The sequence below is a fragment of the Mycolicibacterium tokaiense genome, assembly GCF_010725885.1.
GTDB lineage: Bacteria > Actinomycetota > Actinomycetes > Mycobacteriales > Mycobacteriaceae > Mycobacterium > Mycobacterium tokaiense.
On the sequence record NZ_AP022600.1, the window covers coordinates 5,315,855 to 5,332,737 of the forward strand.

The window sequence follows — 16,883 nt, forward strand, 5'->3', positions numbered from 1 at the left end:
ACGGAGGGACACCGAATGACTGACACATTGAGCGGATCGACCGGGATGCCGCTGCAGCATGTCAACGCCGCGGGCGCCACCCTGCCCGCCCCCGCCCCCAAACCGACCAGCCGGGACAACCAACTCGAGGCCGTCGCCGAGGTGTGGTCGCACCAGGACGCCGGAGCCGGGATCTGGGAATGCGGACCCGGCGAGTTCACCGCTGACCGCTCCGGCGACACCGAGGTGTGCTACATCATCACCGGCTCGGGCACCGTCACCGGCGAAGACGGGGTGAGCGCCGACATCGCGCCGGGCTCATTCCTGGTCCTTCCCAAAGGGTGGCGGGGTACCTGGCTGATCCGCGAGACCATCCGCAAGACATTCGTCAGCATCGGCTGACGCAGTGCGGGCGATCGTCGTCGGGGCCGGGGCCTGGGGTCTGCCCGCTGCTGCACAGCTGGCGGCGCGCGGACACTCCACCACCCTGGTGGATCAGTACGGCGTGCAGAATGCCCGCTCGTCGTCGATCGGGCCCACCCGGCTGTGGCGCTTGGCCGATCCCGATCAGGCCCGGGTCCGGTTGTCGATCCGCGCTGTGGATGCCATGGCGCGTCTGCAGGAGCGCTCCGATGAGCGGGTGTTCGAACGGCGCGGTCTGCTGTGGCGCGACGATCGATCGCTGCCCCCGCTCACCGAGACATTGCAGGCATGCGGCATCGACTTCACGGCCGTGGAAGCGGCGGACGTGTGCCGGTGGTGGCCGGGTCTACGCCCCGACGGCCGCGATGCCATCTGGCAGCCCGAAGCCGGCATCGTGCTGGCCGCCGCCTCCCTGCGAGCGCAACTGCGGTTGTTCACAAGCAGCGGCGGGACAACACTGTTCGGAGCCAGGGTGGCCGAGATCTCGCCCGCCGCCCACGGTGTCGAGGTGAGCCTCGACGACTCCACAGTGATGCACGCAGATGTCGTGGTGCTCGCGCCGGGCCCCGGCGCCCCGGCGATGCTGGCCGGACTCGGGCTGAAGGTACCCCTGCACCCGTACCTCGAGCAGGTGGTGCACTTCGGTGACCCGACACAGCCCAACGCCTACGACAGCTACCCCGGCCTGTTCGACGGCCCCACCGATGAGCAACCCGGGATCTACGCCATGCCCACACCGGGCCTGGGATACAAAGTGGGACTTGACGAGCCGCTGCGCGACTACCGCGACGACGACGCGGACCGCACACCGGACCCTGCCCGCACCGCCACCGTCCGCGACCGGGTGCACGCCGATCTCACCTCGGTGTCCCCCACGGTTCTCGACGCGCAGGTGTGCTCGTGGACCGACTCTCCGGACGGGAGGTTCGTCTTGGACGTTCTCGACGGCGGTGTCGTGGTGGCCTGCGGCGACTCCGGGGAAGGCTTCAAGTTCTCCGCGCTGATGGGCGAGGTGCTGGCCGATCTGGCAGAAGGAGTGACGCCCGACGCGGACGTCGCCGCGTTGTCAGCGGCCCGGTTCGCCCACGGACTGCCCGAGCGGGCCGGCCCCCATGTGCTGGGGCGGCACTGACCGGGTCACCCTCGTGCGAAAGTCCGCTCGTTGGCCGCGACCGCTCGTTGCAGCAGATCCGGCTCGGCCAGGATCGACGGGTGCGCGAGCAGGAACGAGACGGCGGCAAACGCGTCGGTGATCGTCTGGTCGCTCAAGGTGGCCCGGACCACCTGATTCATCGCCCAGCGCTGCTGTTGGAGTTCCGTGGAGACCTCGGCACTCTCGAGCGCGTCCAGCCGGGCAGCGTCGGCACCGGCGGACAGCGCCCACGCGGCATCGGTCACCACGGCCTGCATCTCGAAGAACTCCGTCGCCATCCGCTGCGGCTGTGGGTTGTTCACGAGATAGTCGGACAGACAGCTCGCATGCAGAGCCGCTGACGACATGCCCTGCCCGTAAACGGGATTGAAGGACGCCACCGCATCGCCGACGGACACCAGACGCGCCGGATAATGCTCCAATCCGGTGAAGTCGCGACGGCGGCTGTCAGCCTGGCGATAGGTCATGATCTCGCGGGTCAACTCCCCCGCGGCCGCGTGGCCGAAGACCGGCGGCAGCTTGGCGCAGGTGGCGCGGAACTCCTCGAGCGTCTTCGGCGGCCGTCCAGGTTCGTAGGCCGTGAGCATCACCATCCACTGGTTCCCTTCGGCCACCAGTGCCGTCCCCAAGGCCAACCCATCCGGCGCGGCCGGCCCGTCGAACTGGGCCAATGCCGTCATCGGGAAGTCATCCGAGTCTTCTGTGCGCGTGAACAATGCTGTCGCGTAGTTGATGTCGGTGCGGACCCGGTGCAACTGCGGACGTTGGAAACCGGCGTCCTCGACCCACTCCGATGTCTTGCTCGATCTCCCCATCGCGTCCACCACAAAGTCGACCGCGGTGACCTGCTCGCTGCCATCCCTGATGTAGCGCACGGCACGGACTGCGCCGTCGTCGAAGTCCAGCCCCGTCGCCCGGGCCGGCAGGATCGAGACGTTGGGCAATGCCGCGACCATGGTCCGGATCTGCGATTCAAGGAAGGGGCGGGTGCCTGCGAGAATCGACATGCCGCGGTTGGGCAGTCGCTGTTCACCGCTGAGGTACACCGCCTGCTGTTCGAAATCGACGAGCAACGCGCCGCGCTCCTGCGCCGCTGAGGTGAAACCGGGCAACCAGCGTTCGATCTGGGCGAACCCACCCGGCAACAGGACGTGGCCTTGTTGGGCTTGCGGGACCCCGGTCCGCGGTGATCCCCCGGTCTGGACATCGTCGCGCTCGATGATCACGACGGCGCGCGCATGGTCGGCGAGCACCCGCGCGGCCATCAGGCCGGCGATGCTGCCGCCCAGCACACACGCGGTGTCCAGCGTCTTCGGCGGCCGCGGCGGCGGATCCGTTCGGATCAGCCGGTCGAACACGGCGCGGTCGGCATCAACCGCCGCACAACCGTGTGGTGTTGATTCGTCAGGGTTCACGTGGGTTTCAACGGCGGGGACCGTTGCGGGCGATCACTTTTCCGCCCTCAGCGTAATCGCGATCAGGCGGGCTGCCTGCTGGTCGCGAAATACACAGCGAACCCGATCAGACACGCGCCCGTCGTTCGCTGGATGTTGCGGTCGGTCCGCGTCGACACCGAGGCACGGCGCAGATAGCTCCCCATCACCGCGTAACCGATTGCAACCACGAACTCCACCACCAGGTAGACCAGCCCGACGGCGAGGAGCCCGCCGGTGATGGATCCTGCGCCGGAGACGAATTGGGGCAACAGAGCGGCGAACAGCAGCACCGCCTTGGGATTGGTGCCCGCCACCAGGAACTCCTCACGACCGAGCGCCCATGCGCCGCGCACCGGCCGGGCAAGGTCCTCCGGATCGCCGTCGTCAGCTCGCGAACGGGTGCGCCAGGACGACCACAACGTCTGTACCCCGAGATAGAGCAGGTAGGCCACACCGATCCACTTGACGGCGGTGAAGAGCTGTTCGGACCGGAGCAGCAATGTGCCGAGACCAGCGCTGACCAGCACGACCATCACTGCAAAGGCGGCAAGCCTACCTACGACAGCGAGCAGGGCGAGCCGCGGTCCCACCTGGTACGCGTTCCGCAGGCCGAGCAGCTGATTGGCCCCCGGAACGGCAGAGATGGCGAATGACGCCAGCAGAAATGCCGGCCAGTCGATGATCATGGGCGGAATTGGTACCGCACGCAAGCAATCTGGTCAAGATGAATCACAGGCTCACCTGACCTCCAGGGGCTCGGCCAGCCCATTGCGCCGGGTCACCTCGGCGAACCACCGCGCGCTGTCTTTGGGGGTGCGGGCCTGGGTCGCATAGTCGACGTGGATCAGCCCGAACCGCTTGTCATAGCCGTAGGCCCACTCGAAATTGTCCAAGAGGGTCCACACGAAGTAGCCGCGGACATCCGCGCCGTCCTCCACTGCCTGCAGCGTGGCACGGAAGTGGCTGTCCAGAAAACTGATTCGATCGTTGTCGCGAATCGCGCCGTCCTCGTCGCGCACGTCGTCGAAGGCCGCCCCGTTCTCGGTGACGTAGATCGGTACCGGGCCGTAGTCGCGGTGAACCCAGGTGAGCACGTCGGAGAGCCCGGACGGGTCGATCTCCCATCCCATCGCCGTCGTCGGCAAGTCGGTGCGCACCGGCTCGACGTCGGTGCTGCCCACCCAGGCCCGGGCGTGCGGATCGGCAGCCGGTGCTCCGGTGCCAGCCCGCACGAACTCCCGGAAGTAGTAGTTGACGCCGAGGAAGTCGATCGGGGCGGCGATGACCGCCGCGTCGCCGTCCTGCGCGAACCCGAAATCGCTGATGGCCGCCACATCGGCCGGCAGGTCGTCGGGATAGTGACCCCGAAACAGACTGTCCAGGAACAGTCGATTGGAGACAGCGTCCACCCGGCGCGCGGCGTCGACGTCGGCCGGATCCTCGGTCGCCGGAGAGACCGGCGTCAGATTCAGCGTGATGCCCAGCTGCGAACTGCTGTCTTGAGCGCGCATGGCTGCCACGGCCAAGCCGTGTCCGAGCATCAGGTGATGGGCCGCCGCCAGTGCGGCCGCGGGCTCAGTGCGCCCCGGTGCGTGCGCCCCCGCCGCGTAGCCCAGAAATGCCGAGCACCACGGCTCGTTGAGTGTGGTCCAGTGCGCGATCGTGTCGTGTAATTTCTCGTGGGTCATCGCCGCGTACTCCGCGAAACGTTCTGCGGTGTCGCGCACCGGCCACCCCCCGGCGTCTTCGAGCGCCTGCGGCAGATCCCAGTGATACAGCGTGACCCACGGTTGGATGCCATGGGCGAGCAGTTCATCGACCAGGCGGGTGTAGAAATCCAGCCCGTCGGCATTGATGGCGCCCTTGCCGTCGGGTTGTAGCCGCGGCCAGGCCAGCGAGAAGCGGTAGTGCGTGACGCCGAGGTCGGCCAGCAGCCCGACGTCCTCTCGGTAACGGTGGTAGTGGTCATCTGCGATGTCGCCGGTGTCGCCGTTGTGGACAGCGCCGGGCCTGCGCGAGAACGTATCCCAGATCGATGGTTGCCGGCCGCCGACGGTGACCGCGCCTTCGATCTGATAGCTGGCCGTCGCCGTGCCCCACACGAACCCGTCGGGGAAGCCCAGCGTGTGCTCGCGGTTCATCATGGGGTGACTCCTGTCGGGGATTCCAGTCGCGCGGTGGATCGTCGTTCGACGAGTTGGGTGGCCAGTTCGACGTGATGTGAGTCGAGTACGTCCCCGGCAGCCAGGCGCAGTGCGGTGCGCATGGCGACCGCCCCCATTTCGCGCAGTGGCTGGCGGATGGTGGTCAGCGGCGGCGCCGACAGTTTGGCCAGCTGGGTGTCGTCGAAACCCACCACGCTGAGGTCTTCCGGCACCCGCAATCCGCGGGTCCGGGCCGCTTCGATCACGCCGAGTGCGGTCTCGTCGCTGGCTGCGAACACCGCCGTCGGCGGCGTCGGCAGGTCCAGCAGAGCCAGTCCCTCACGTAATCCGTTGTCGTAGAGAAAGTCCCCCGTTCGCACATAGTCGTCGGTCACGTCGGCACCGGCCTCTTCCATCGCGGCCCGGTAACCGTGCAAGCGGGCCTGGTTGCAGGCCGCGGTCATCGGTCCACCGACATAGGCGATCCGGCGGTGCGACAACGCAAGCAGGTGCTGGGTCGCGGCCAGGCCGCCGGCAAAGTTGGTGGAGCCGACGCTGGTGATGCGGGCGGTCGGTTGATTGAGCGGGTCGATGACCACCAGCGGCAGACCGAACCGGTGCAGCGCAGCGATGTCGGCCTCAGGGAGTTGGTCCACCACGGAAATCACCGCACGGCGCCCCGCCGCGGCCAGGTCGGACACCCACTGCGACGCCACACCGGTATCGCGCTCACCGTCGGGACGCCTGCTGACCACCACCGCGACCCCGGCGGCGTCCCCCGCGTCGAGCAGACCCTGGACCACCTCGATGCCGTAGGCGTTGAGGTCCTCGTGGAACAACAGTTCTACGGTGGGCGGCCGCTCGCCTGCGCCGGCCACATCGACGGGCTCCGCGCGCCTGGCGACGTAGTGATGCTGTTCGAGCAGGGTCTTCACCCGGGAGCGGGTCGCCGGAGCGACGTCGGTGCGTCCGTTGAGCACCTTGGACACCGTGGCTATCGAGACACCCGCGGACGCGGCGACGGTGGCCAGGGTCGCGCGGGCGCTGCGGTGGTGCTCGATGCTGTCAGTCATTGCCCGCCACCTCGGGCGCGACGGCGACCGGGGTCAGCATGATCCGGTCCGGGCCGACCGCTCGGGTGTCACCGGTCAGCCAGACAGTCCCGCGGCAGGCTGCGTCAGCCGCTGACGTGCCCACCACCAGGTCCAGTTGGCCCGGTTCCACGATCCGTTCGAGGTCCGGTCCGGTGAAGGCAGTGCGGTCGGCGTGCACCGTGAACCTGACGATGACCGCGCCTCCAGCCGGCACCGGCACCCGCGCATAGCCGATGAGCTGGCGGGCCGGCCGGACCACCGACGCCACCGGATCTTCCACATACAGCTGCACCACTTCATCCCCCGCTCGAGACCCGGTGTTGCGAACCCGCACCGTCACGGTCCACTCACCATCGGTGGGCACGGAGTCGGGGGTGACCTGCAGCGCATCGAGCTCGAAGGTGGTGTAGCTGCGCCCGTATCCGAACGGGTAGAGCGGAGTGGGGTCGACACTGCTGATGTCGGCAGCCAGTGTGCCCAGTGGCGGCTGCAGGTAGGTGCCGGGCTGGCCGCCCGGGGTGCGTGGGATCTGCACCGGGAGCTTGCCACCCGGCTGCACACGTCCCGACAACACCCCGGCAATGGCTGCACCGCCCTCTTCGCCCGGCATGAAGGCCTGGACGAGCCCCGCCGCGCGGTCCGCCACGGCGCCGAGTGCGTACGGGCGGCCCGACACGACCACCACCACCACGGGAACACCGGTGGCCAGCAGTTCCTCGAGCAGGTCGGCCTGGACACCGGGCAGCCGCAGATCCTCTGCGTCACTGCCCTCCCCGGAGGAACCGTTGCCGAACAGACCCGCCAGATCGCCGACCACCGCGACACAGAGATCTGCGGAGGTGGCCGCCTCGACCGCTGCGGCGAAACCAGACCGGTCGCGGCTCTGCACCCCGCAGCCCTGCTCATAGCGGACGTCCGTACCGGTGAGCTCGCCGGCCAGTGCCTCCACCACCGTCGGCACCGTCACACCCAGCCCGAAGCCCGGGTGGCGCGGCAGGACATGATTGGGAAAGGCATAGCAGCCCATGAACGTTCGCGGATCCGCCGCGGCGGGGCCCACCACGGCTATCCGGTCGAGCCGGGGGCGGCCGACGCCGCCGAGAGGTAGCGCGGTGCCGGGGTCCAGCAGCACGATGGAGCGTTCGGCCAGCCGACGGGCGATGTCCCGGTTGGCGGGCGCGTCCAGGTCCACGTGGTCCGCGCCGGCCACCGACGCCTCTGGCGTCCAGTCCGGATCCAGTAAACCCAGCTGTACCTTCTGCAGCAGCAACCGCCGCACCGCGCGGTCCACCCACTCCACCGGAAGCCGCCCGTCGCGGACCCGTTCGGTGATGCCGTTGCCGAGACCGACCGTGTCGGGCAGTTCGACATCGACACCGGCGACCAGCGCCAGCACGCCGGACTCCTCCGCATCCGCGGCCACCCGATGCATCGTCGCCAGGAACGGCACCGACCAGTAGTCGGAGACGACGGTGCCCGTGAATCCCCACTGGCCGCGCAGCACATCGGTGAGCAGCCAGGAGTCCGCTGACGCCGGCACCCCGTCGACGTCGTTGTAGGCGCTCATCACCGAGCCTGCGCCGGCGACGGTGACCGCCACCTCGAACGGCGGAAAAATCACATCCGCGAGCTCACGCCTGCCCATCGGCGCCGGACCGTGATTGCGACCGGCGCGCGATGCGGAGTAGCCGGCGAAGTGCTTCAGGGTGGCGATCACCCCCGCGCTCTGCAACCCCCGCACGTACGCCGCCCCCAGCGTGGACACCACATAGGGATCTTCACCCATTGTCTCCTCCACCCGACCCCACCGATAGTCACGCACCACATCGAGCACCGGCGAAAGCCCCTGATGCACACCAACACTGGCCATGTCGCGACCGATCGCCGCGGCCATTTCCTGCACCAGAGGCGGGTCGAAGGTGGCACCCCACGCGATCGCAGCCGGATACACGGTCGCGCCGTAGGCAGTGAATCCGGTCAGACACTCCTCGTGCACGAGGGCTGGGATGCGCAGCCGCGACTGCTCGACAACGATCCGCTGCTGATCGACCAACTCGGCGGCCCCCTGCATCGGCGTGACGGGACGGCTGCCGTAGATGCGGGTGAGGTGCCCCAGTCCGTGCCGGGCCGCGTCGCGCAGCGGGACGGCGCCGGACAGCGCAAAGGCGTCCTCCATCGGGGCGACGTTGGATGCGCCCTCGGCAAAGTCATCGCCATCGCTGTCGACTTCGCCGGGAGCCCTGTCGTTGCTCGCCCACCTGCTGCCGAGCTGTGCGACCTTCTCCTCGATACTCAGCTCTGCCAGCAGCAGTTCCACCCGCTGCGCTGCCGGCAGCGACGTGTTCTGCCAAGGCCGGGGGGCCGTCTCATCGACCGCCGAGTTCTGCTCGACCGGATGTAGTGAGGTCACAAGACGGTCCTTCCGTCGTGGGAAAGTTTTCCGACTTCGAAAATGTTTCGACAAGTCTTCGATCGAACCAGAAATAGGTCGACATGACTGTTCTAGCACTAAAGATGGTTTCCAACAATATGTTTGCGGCATTGAATGAATGCAAATCATGGCGCTGCGACGCAAAAAGACGCTATTGACATCGTTGAAACCGTAAATATACGTTGAGTTTGCGGTCATCGTCGAAATATTTCGATATAGCGATGCCCCGCCTCGGGTGACCGACAAAGCCGCGATGGAGCGGCTCTCACGTACGGAGCTGAGCGTGGACTTCACATCTGCAGACCTCAAAAGTGTTGATGCAAAAGCTTTTCAGCGCGGCATCACGTCGCGTCGAACCTTCCTTGCCGCCGCGCTCAGTGTCCCCGTCCTGGGCGCGCTGGCTGCATGCGGCAGCTCCGGACCGAGCGGATCAGGACAGAATGGCGGCGCTCCCCCAGGGTCTGCGTCCTACTGGTTCCTCACCTCCCAGCCCCAGGAGGGCATCCGTACCGCGGCGGTCGAGCGTTTCAATGAGGCCAACCCGGACAGCCAGATTCAGTTCACCGCCTTCCAGAACGACGCCTTCAAGACCAAGATCAAGACCGCGATCGGTGCCGGTCAGGCGCCGACGCTGATCTTCGGCTGGGGCGGTGGCACGTTGCGAAGTTACGTCGACGCCGGCCAGGTCGATGATCTGACCTCGTGGTTCGACGAGAATCCGGCAGTCAAGAACCGGTTGTTCCCAACCGCTTTCGGTCCGGCAACGGTGGATAACAAGATCTATGCGATGCCCACCGAAACCGTCCAGCCGATCGTCCTCTACTACAACAAAGAGGTCTTTGACAACGTTGGTGCCACACCACCTCAGAGCTGGGGCGACATCATGGATCTGGCGCCGAGGTTCAATGCCGCAGGAGTAGCTCCCTTCTCACTGGCCGGACAGTCCCGCTGGCCCGAGATGATGTGGTTGGAGTTCCTGTTCGACCGTCTTGGCGGACCCGAGGTGTTCGAAGCGGCCTACAACGGCGAGCCGAATGCCTGGTCGAACCCGGTGGCAATCGACGCTCTGACCAAGGTGCAGGACCTGGTGAAAGCCGACGGATTTGTCAACGGCTTCTCCTCGGTGACTGCCGACTCCAACGCAGATCAGGCACTGCTGTACACAGGTAAGGCCGCCATGATGCTCCAAGGCAGCTGGACCTACGGCGGAATGGCCACTGACGGGGGCGATTTCGTCTCCAGCGGGAAGTTGGGTTACATGAACTTCCCCGGCGTCGACGGCGGCACCGGAGATCCGTCCGATACCGTCGGCAACCCGGCCCAGTATCTGTCGATCTACTCGAAGGCCACCGACGAACAGAAGGAGGTCGCGAAGAAGTTCCTCAGCACGGCGGTCCTGTCCGACGAGGAAGTCAAAGAGTGGATCGGCATCGGCAGCGTGCCGATAGTGCAGGGCACACAGAGCGAACTGGGCACCTCGACAGACGCCGATTTCCTCGAGTTCATCTATCGCGTGTCCACCGAGGCCAAGGTCTTTGCCCAGTCGTGGGATCAGGCGTTGTCGCCGACAGCTGCCGAGACACTGCTCGACAACATCTCCCGACTGTTCCAGCTCTCGATCAGCCCACAACAGTTCGCCGACAACATGAACCAGGCCACTGCCAAATGATCCCGGCACCAACCGGGATCCGCCCTGGGCAGCCGACTCCGCGGTCGGCGCGCAACACCCGGGTCGCATTCCTGGCCGTGCCCGCGCTGGTCTTCTTCGTCGCGTTTGCCGTGATTCCGCTCCTGGGCGTCCTCCTGCTGAGCTTCAGCCAGTGGGACGGCATCGGAGCCATCCAGCCGGCCGGTCTGGCCAGCTGGCAGTCGGTGCTCACCGACCCCGCGCTCCCGCACACGATTTGGGTGACGTTTCTGCTGATGGTGCTCTCGTGGGCAGTGCAGACGCCGGCCAGCGTGGTCATCGGAGCCTTCCTGGCCGGGCGCCAGCGCTACCGCGAGTGGCTCGCAGTGCTGTACTTCATCCCGCTGCTCCTCAGCTCGGCCGCCATCGCGATCACCTACAAAGCCCTGTTGGATCCCAACTTCGGGCTCGGCGTCGGATTGGGGGTGCCGCTACTGAGCCAGGACTGGCTCGGCCAGGGCGGCCTGGCCCTGGGGGTGGTGATCTTCATCGTGTCCTGGCAATTCGTGCCGTTCCACTCTCTGATCTACCAGGGCGCCATTCAACAGATCCCGCGGTCGATGTACGAGGCTGCCCAGCTCGACGGCGCTGGTCGGTGCCGGCAGTTCTTCTCCATCACGCTGCCCGCGCTGCGGTACACGATGGTCACGTCCTCCACGCTCATGGTGATCGGCTCCCTGACCTTCTTCGACCTGATCTTCGTGCTCACCGGCGGCGGCCCGGGCGACGCCACCCGGGTGCTCGCACTCGACATGTACCGACGCGGTTTCCAGGCCAACCTGATGGGCCCCGCCAGCGTGATCGCGGTGATCCTGGTGCTCGTCGGGTTGGGGATGGCGTTGCTGCTGCGACGTCTCGGCGGGGGTACGCCGTCACACAGCCAATTGGATGGTGCCTGACATGTCGGCGACGCTGACCACCCCGTCCACCCGCACCACACACCCACCGGCGCGTCCGACGACGCGGCGACGCGGGCGGATGCGCCATGGGGAGCGGCCGAACTGGCTCGGCGCCCTGATTGCCTTCCTGTGGCTGGCGGTGGTGCTGGTCCCGATCTACTGGATCGTCATCACCAGTCTGAAGAGCCAGAGCAACTACTTCGCCACCAATCCGTTGCTGCCCTCCCCGGAGTCGGACTTCGAGCAATACCGGTTCGTGGCCCAGTCGGACTTTCCGCGCTATTTCCTCAACAGCGCCGTTGTCGCGATCGGCACGGTGGTGCCGACGATTCTGCTTGCGTTCATGGCGGCCTATGCGATCGTGCGGGGCAACGGCCGGTTCCTGCGCGTGGCGAATGTGATCTTTTTGTCGGGACTGGCAATTCCACTGCAGGCCGTGGTGATCCCGGTCTATCTGATCATCATCCGACTGCATCTCTACGACACTCTGCTCGCGATCATCCTGCCCTCCATCGCGTTTGCCATTCCCCTGTCGGTGCTGGTGCTCGCGAACTTCATCCGGGATGTGCCCAAGGAGCTGTTCGAGTCGATGAGTATGGACGGCGCCAGTGAGTGGGCCACCATGTGGCGGCTCGCCTTTCCCCTGGCCCGGCCCGCCCTGGTCACGGTGGCGGTCTACAACGGCCTGACGGTCTGGAACGGGTTCCTGCTGCCGCTGATCCTGACCCAGAGTCCGGACCAGCGGACCCTGCCCCTGGCCCTGTGGACGTTTCAGGGCCAGTACAGCGTCAACGTGCCGGCGGTCATGGCCTCGGTGGTACTCAGCACGCTGCCGGTGATCGTGCTCTACGCCTTCGGCCGCCGCCAGTTGGTCAGCGGGTTGACGGCCGGCTTCAGCAAGTAGGTCACCCGGCGGCGCGGGCTTCGACATCATCGTCGACAACGTCGGTGGCGCCACGCTGGACGCCTCGTTCACCGCGGTCACGCGCTACACCGGCCACGTCCTCGGCGCGCTGGGCTGGGGCACCCACAACCTGGCGCCCCTGTACTTCCGGGGCGCCGACTATTCGGGCGTGTTCACCGTGCTGCCACTGCTGATCGGACGCGGCCGGGAACACCACGGACACATCCTCTCGAACGCTGCCGCACTGGTCGAGAGCGGACAGCTCGTCCCGCGGCTGCACCCGACATCCTCGCCGTTGCACACAAGAGTCTGTTGTGCGAGGGCACCTTGCCGCGGCCCGACCTCGGATAGGCCCGCTAAACCTGGTTGATACCCCCGTCGACGAAGATCTCCGCACCTGTCATGAAGCTGCTCGCATCGGAGCCGAGGAAGACCACCACAGCGGCCAGTTCGGCAGGATCACCTATCCGCTTCATCGGGTTCGTTGCCAGACCGTCGAAGAACACCTGCCGCTGGTCTTCGTCAGGCACCAGCTCGGTGAGTCCCTCGGTCAGGATCGGACCGGGAATGACCGTGTTGACCCGGAAGCCACGCTCGCCCAACTCGGTGGCCCAGGTGCGGCCGAAGGACCGGACAGCAGCCTTTGCCGCGGCGTAAGCGCCGAATGCCGGCATACCCTTGGTGGCTGCGGTCGAGCCGGACAGCACGATCGAGGCACCGCGATTGAGTAGCGGCAGCGTCTTCTGCACGGTGAACACCGTCCCGCCCACGTTGCGGTTAAACGTGTCGATGAGGTGCTCGGGTGTCTCGTCCTCCAGCGTCGCGAACTCGCCACTGCCGGCGTTGGTGAAGACGATGTCGAGGCCGTCACCTGCGTCGCGGATGACCCCCACAAGTCGATCCAGATCCGCTGTGTTGGTGACATCGCTGGCAACACCGACGACACCGGAACCCAGGGACGCTGCGGCGGCGTCGACGCGCTGTTGGGTACGCCCGGTGATGAACACCTTGGCGCCCGCGTCGGCGAAGGCGCGCGCCGTCGCAAAGCCGATGCCGGATGTGCCGCCGGTGATCAGTGCTGTCTTTCCTTCGAGCTGAGCCATTTCATCCTCCAGTTGTCGAAAACGCCTGCTGTGTTTCAGATCCAACAACTAGGTGACATGACACCTTATTCCAGGACATGTCACCTAGTTGCCCGCACCCGGCGTGTGCCGCGGTCGCCCTACCCCGCCCGGACATCGGTGACGGATACTCCGTCGGGCCACGGCGCCACACGTCACCCGCGCAGCTCCCCCACCGCCGTCAAGACCAATTCCGCGAGCCCAGATGTGGTGATGTGCGGCTGTACACCGTGGAGTACTTGCAACACAGCCGATTTCGCATTGGGTCAGCCACCCCGAAGTGCTGACGAAGGAGCGCCAGGGACAGCCCCGAGAAGCCGGACCTGCGGAGGGCGACATACCCGCTGCCCCCTGGGGCGGAGGTCGTCCCGATGCCCAGAACTCGCCCATTGACCACCTCGATGCCCGACCCAACCGATCCAGGATCCTTCGTCGATGGCCGACCCTGTATGACCACCTCCGCAAGCGCCGCAGTGATCGACCGCAAGGGCGGACCGTTTGGTTCCGCGACGTCGTGAGGGAGGAGGCCCACAGACAAAGGCGCCAGTTTGATGCGGGTGCTACACCCCCTCGTCCCCTCGTCGAATGGAGCGTGGACAATCAACCCCCATGCTCTTCCTTGGTCAGTGCGCTCACCCTGAAATCAGCGGACTCAGCGCCTGTCCGACCTTGGTGACCAGCCCTGGTGTGTAACCGTGGGTCGGCAGGTTGATGACGACGCCGCCGATACCGACGTCGAGCACGCGTCGCTGAATCTCCTCGGCGATTTGGACAGGTGTCCCGGTGACCACGCGACCCCCGTGCGCCTCCGGCATATCCCTGGATTCCTCCCCGTCAACGATCACCGTCAACAAAGTACTGGTCGCCAATGACGCCGGATCGCGGTCGATTTCGATGCACCGTTGTTCGAGTACACGGAGCTTGGCCGGTAGCTCCTCGATGGGCGCAATGATGTTCAGGTGGTCGGCATGGCGCGCCGCCAGCCGGAAGGTTTTCTTCTCACCGCTGCCGCCCAGCATCACCGGAATGTGGTCACGGTAGCGGGGTTCGTTGATGGCGTTCTCCGTGTGATACCACTTCCCGGAGAACGTTGGTCGCTCGCCCTGCGTCATGGGAAGGATCACCTGCAACGCTTCTTCCAGCTTCTCGAATCGTTCTGTGAAGGAGCCGAATTCGAAACCGAGTTGGCGATGCTCCAACTCGTACCAGCCGGCACCCAGGCCCAGTACGGCGCGTCCGCCACTCAACACGTCCAGGGTGGTGATCACTTTCGCCAACAGTGTGGGGTTGCGGTAGGTGTTGCCGGTGACCAATGTCGAAAGCTGGATCCGCTCCGTGGACGCAGCGAGTGCGGCCAGCGCGGTATAGGCCTCCAGCACGGGCTCGTCTGGCTCACCCAGGCCCGGTAGTTGATAGAGGTGGTCCATTACGAGCACCGTGTCGAAGCCCGCGGCTTCGGCTTCGCGGGCCTGTGCTTGAACCGCGGGGAAAAGTTCGGTCACCGGTCTGTCGTAGCTGAAGTTCGGGATCTGGAGTCCGAGTCGAATGGTCATGAACTGAATCAATTCTTCTCCAAGAAGGGTTATTCCGGCGTTGCGGGAACAGCGAAGCCACGCACGGTGGGTTCAAACAAAGCATGAATGAGGTCCGGGTCGACAGATGGCCATCGCGCCCCGAGACCAATTCCTGATTCCCGGTCACAGGGTGCACCGGGCATCAATGGACGGAGTCTGTAGATCAACAAGGTAGTCCGCGACAGCTCGGTCCACGCACTCGCTCTGCCCGAACATCGCGACACCGTGCTGCGCGCCCTCCACAGTCAGTAGGCTGCCTCCCAGCAGGCGGGCCAGGTTGACGCCACCCTCATGCGGGGTGCCCGGGTCGCCGGTGACCGACACCGTCAGGGTCGGGGGCAGTTCGGCGTTTCCGGTGAACCAGGGCAGCGACCGGCTCACCGGCGATGGCCACGCCTCACATTCGTAGTGCGCACGCTGTTCCGGGCCACCGGGGTCGAGGAACGGTGCGACCTGCCACGCTCGGCGGGAAAGCTCGGTGTGCTCGTCGGCGGTACGCCGCGGGTTGTCCATACACCTGATCGCCAAGTTCGCGTCCACGTTGAGTCCACCGCCGTAACGGCCGTCAGGTCCGCGTCCCATCGCGCCATCGCGCAGCCCCAGTAGTACCTCACCGCGGCCTGCGGCCAGCTCTGACAGGCCCTGAATGATGATCGGCCACTGGGCATTGACGAAGAGGGAGGTTGAAACAGCCTGCACTGCGGCGTCATACGACAATGAGCGGCCACCGGCGACGGGAAGCGGGTTGTCCTGCAGCGGCCGCACCAGGTTGTGAAACCGCTCGTCGGCCTGCCCCGGCTCCGTGCCCAGCGGGCAGTTCGGCTCCGAGACGCAGTCTTTCGCCAGCTCCGTGAAGGCGTTCTGCCAGGCCGCGAACTGGGACAGGCGGAACTCCGATTCGGTTTTCAGCGGGTCGACCGCGCCGTCGATCACCATGGCCCGCAGGTTCTCCGGGAAGGCCTCGGCGTACATGCCGCCCAGCTCACTGCCGTAGCTGTAGCCGAGGTAGGACAGCTTTTCGTCGCCCAACACCTCGCGCATCACGTCCATGTCCTGCACCATGTTGGCGCTGCCGACGCTGGTCAACGCGTCGACCCCGCCGGTGCCCTCGATGCACCGCTGCGCCACGTCCAGGGCCGCATCGCCGTCCGGCACGTCGAACAGATACGGTGCCGGCTCCTCGCCCCGGTCGGTCTCGGCGTCGGTGTAGCACTCCACCCGCGGGATGGAGGCACCCACACCGCGCGGGTCGAAGCCGATCACATCGAACCGTTCACCGACACGGCCGAAATCCGATACCGACCTGAGCAGACCGACAAAGCTCATCCCTGAACCGCCGGGACCGCCGGGATTGACCAGTAGCGAGCCGATCTTCTCACCGCGGGCCTTGGCCCGCAGCAGGGCGATCTTCCCGCGGGGACCGTCAGGGTCGGCGTAGTCCAGCGGGACCTCGACGCGGGCGCAGTCGAACTGTGCACTGGCGAAGCTCTGCTCGTCGACCGAGGACGACGCGTAGGGTGCACATGGTCCGAATTCGATTTCCTGAGCGTAGAACTCGGCGAGTCCGGAAGGTTCGACAGAAGCCTCGGTAGGCGGCGGGGGCGAGGCGCACGAGCTCACGAACAGCACCACGCCCGTGCACAGGGCGAGCACACGCCCACTCCTAGGTTGACTGGACTTGTCACGAACCATCGACACCAACGTGTACTTATCGAATTTGCCTGACTTCACGCCAGCAGTTCACACCATGCCGCTGCGGCATGGTCCACATCCGACCCCGGTCAGAGCAGACGCTCGGTGGTGACAGGAACAAGGAGGCGTCGACGACAGCGCCTGCACAATCATCTGAAACAACCCGTGCGCTTCACTGTCGGGGCCAGCTTGCACTGAACCAAGGCCCCGATGCGCAGTGGGGTCGGTTGCAGAACTGATCAGAAATGAACGCGCCGCTGGAGACCGGCGGCGCCGTGGCCGGCGAAAAATCACCATCACCTCGGAGGTCGAGCCCTGAAGCTGACGTGAGACCGGCCGCGCCGGT

General features: G+C 66.1%; 14 protein-coding genes. 6 read left to right on the forward strand and 8 right to left on the reverse strand.

Translation table 11 applies throughout. The annotated features are described in order from the left end of the window. Positions 1 to 15: 15 nt before the first annotated feature. Entirely contained in the window at positions 16 to 381 is a 366-nt protein-coding gene (locus G6N58_RS25725) for a cupin domain-containing protein (protein WP_232068006.1), read from the forward strand. A gap of 4 nt (positions 382 to 385) precedes the next feature. After that, positions 386 to 1,534, forward strand: a complete 1,149-nt coding sequence (locus tag G6N58_RS25730; RefSeq protein ID WP_115280974.1) for an FAD-dependent oxidoreductase — start codon at positions 386 to 388, stop codon at positions 1,532 to 1,534. 5 nt (positions 1,535 to 1,539) lie between these two features. On the opposite strand, the gene G6N58_RS25735 is transcribed toward G6N58_RS25730, so the two are convergent. The 5 genes from G6N58_RS25735 to G6N58_RS25755 all read right to left on the reverse strand — a co-directional run bounded on the left by G6N58_RS25735 (position 1,540) and on the right by G6N58_RS25755 (position 8,639). Then, complete coding sequence (locus G6N58_RS25735) at positions 1,540 to 2,970, reverse strand: FAD-dependent oxidoreductase (protein ID WP_197746447.1); 1,431 nt, start codon at positions 2,968 to 2,970, stop codon at positions 1,540 to 1,542. A gap of 62 nt (positions 2,971 to 3,032) precedes the next feature. Then, positions 3,033 to 3,677, reverse strand: coding sequence for a LysE family translocator (locus G6N58_RS25740; protein ID WP_068917259.1), 645 nt, complete (start codon positions 3,675 to 3,677; stop codon positions 3,033 to 3,035). Between the two features lie 51 nt (positions 3,678 to 3,728). Further along, positions 3,729 to 5,135, reverse strand: a complete 1,407-nt coding sequence (locus G6N58_RS25745; protein ID WP_115280972.1) for a GH1 family beta-glucosidase — start codon at positions 5,133 to 5,135, stop codon at positions 3,729 to 3,731. Continuing rightward, positions 5,132 to 6,208, reverse strand: coding sequence for a LacI family DNA-binding transcriptional regulator (locus G6N58_RS25750; RefSeq protein ID WP_115280971.1), 1,077 nt, complete (start codon positions 6,206 to 6,208; stop codon positions 5,132 to 5,134). The genes G6N58_RS25745 and G6N58_RS25750 overlap by 4 nt, the downstream gene beginning before the upstream one ends. Further along, positions 6,201 to 8,639, reverse strand: coding sequence for a beta-glucosidase (locus G6N58_RS25755; RefSeq protein WP_115280970.1), 2,439 nt, complete (start codon positions 8,637 to 8,639; stop codon positions 6,201 to 6,203). The genes G6N58_RS25750 and G6N58_RS25755 overlap by 8 nt, the downstream gene beginning before the upstream one ends. A gap of 256 nt (positions 8,640 to 8,895) precedes the next feature. Between G6N58_RS25755 and G6N58_RS25760 the strand changes: the two genes are divergently transcribed. Genes G6N58_RS25760 through G6N58_RS25775 form a run of 4 tightly spaced genes read left to right on the forward strand, consistent with a single transcriptional unit; the run spans position 8,896 to position 12,520 of the window. After that, positions 8,896 to 10,329 (forward strand): extracellular solute-binding protein, encoded by a 1,434-nt coding sequence (locus tag G6N58_RS25760; RefSeq protein ID WP_232068007.1) that lies wholly within the window; start codon positions 8,896 to 8,898, stop codon positions 10,327 to 10,329. After that, positions 10,326 to 11,246 (forward strand): carbohydrate ABC transporter permease, encoded by a 921-nt coding sequence (locus tag G6N58_RS25765; RefSeq protein ID WP_115280969.1) that lies wholly within the window; start codon positions 10,326 to 10,328, stop codon positions 11,244 to 11,246. The genes G6N58_RS25760 and G6N58_RS25765 overlap by 4 nt, the downstream gene beginning before the upstream one ends. 1 nt (position 11,247) lies before the next feature. Next, entirely contained in the window at positions 11,248 to 12,150 is a 903-nt protein-coding gene (locus G6N58_RS25770) for a carbohydrate ABC transporter permease (protein ID WP_115282060.1), read from the forward strand. A gap of 55 nt (positions 12,151 to 12,205) precedes the next feature. Then, positions 12,206 to 12,520: an MDR/zinc-dependent alcohol dehydrogenase-like family protein gene (locus G6N58_RS25775; RefSeq protein WP_232068157.1), complete on the forward strand. Its 315-nt coding sequence runs from the start codon at positions 12,206 to 12,208 to the stop codon at positions 12,518 to 12,520. Here G6N58_RS25775 and G6N58_RS25780 read toward each other — a convergent pair. The 3 genes from G6N58_RS25780 to G6N58_RS25790 form a co-directional block, all read right to left on the reverse strand. Beyond that, the gene (locus tag G6N58_RS25780) at positions 12,507 to 13,253 is read right to left on the reverse strand and encodes an SDR family oxidoreductase (protein ID WP_115280967.1); all 747 of its coding nucleotides are present in this window, start codon (positions 13,251 to 13,253) and stop codon (positions 12,507 to 12,509) included. The genes G6N58_RS25775 and G6N58_RS25780 overlap by 14 nt on opposite strands. 650 nt (positions 13,254 to 13,903) lie before the next feature. Then, a complete protein-coding gene (locus G6N58_RS25785; RefSeq protein WP_115280966.1) occupies positions 13,904 to 14,824 on the reverse strand; it encodes an LLM class F420-dependent oxidoreductase in 921 nt (306 codons plus the stop codon). A gap of 144 nt (positions 14,825 to 14,968) precedes the next feature. Continuing rightward, positions 14,969 to 16,498 (reverse strand): alpha/beta hydrolase, encoded by a 1,530-nt coding sequence (locus tag G6N58_RS25790; RefSeq protein WP_163908416.1) that lies wholly within the window; start codon positions 16,496 to 16,498, stop codon positions 14,969 to 14,971. Positions 16,499 to 16,883 lie beyond the last annotated feature (385 nt).

Bases quoted from the DNA above. Each gene is read 5' to 3' on its own strand.
- G6N58_RS25725 (WP_232068006.1), top strand. From the start codon at position 16: ATGACTGACACATTGAGCGGATCGACCGGGATGCCGCTGCAGCATGTC.
- G6N58_RS25740 (WP_068917259.1), bottom strand. From the start codon at position 3,677: ATGATCATCGACTGGCCGGCATTTCTGCTGGCGTCATTCGCCATCTCT.
- G6N58_RS25745 (WP_115280972.1), bottom strand. From the start codon at position 5,135: ATGATGAACCGCGAGCACACGCTGGGCTTCCCCGACGGGTTCGTGTGG.
- G6N58_RS25750 (WP_115280971.1), bottom strand. From the start codon at position 6,208: ATGACTGACAGCATCGAGCACCACCGCAGCGCCCGCGCGACCCTGGCC.
- G6N58_RS25765 (WP_115280969.1), top strand. From the start codon at position 10,326: ATGATCCCGGCACCAACCGGGATCCGCCCTGGGCAGCCGACTCCGCGG.
- G6N58_RS25770 (WP_115282060.1), top strand. From the start codon at position 11,248: ATGTCGGCGACGCTGACCACCCCGTCCACCCGCACCACACACCCACCG.
- G6N58_RS25780 (WP_115280967.1), bottom strand. From the start codon at position 13,253: ATGGCTCAGCTCGAAGGAAAGACAGCACTGATCACCGGCGGCACATCC.
- G6N58_RS25785 (WP_115280966.1), bottom strand. From the start codon at position 14,824: ATGACCATTCGACTCGGACTCCAGATCCCGAACTTCAGCTACGACAGA.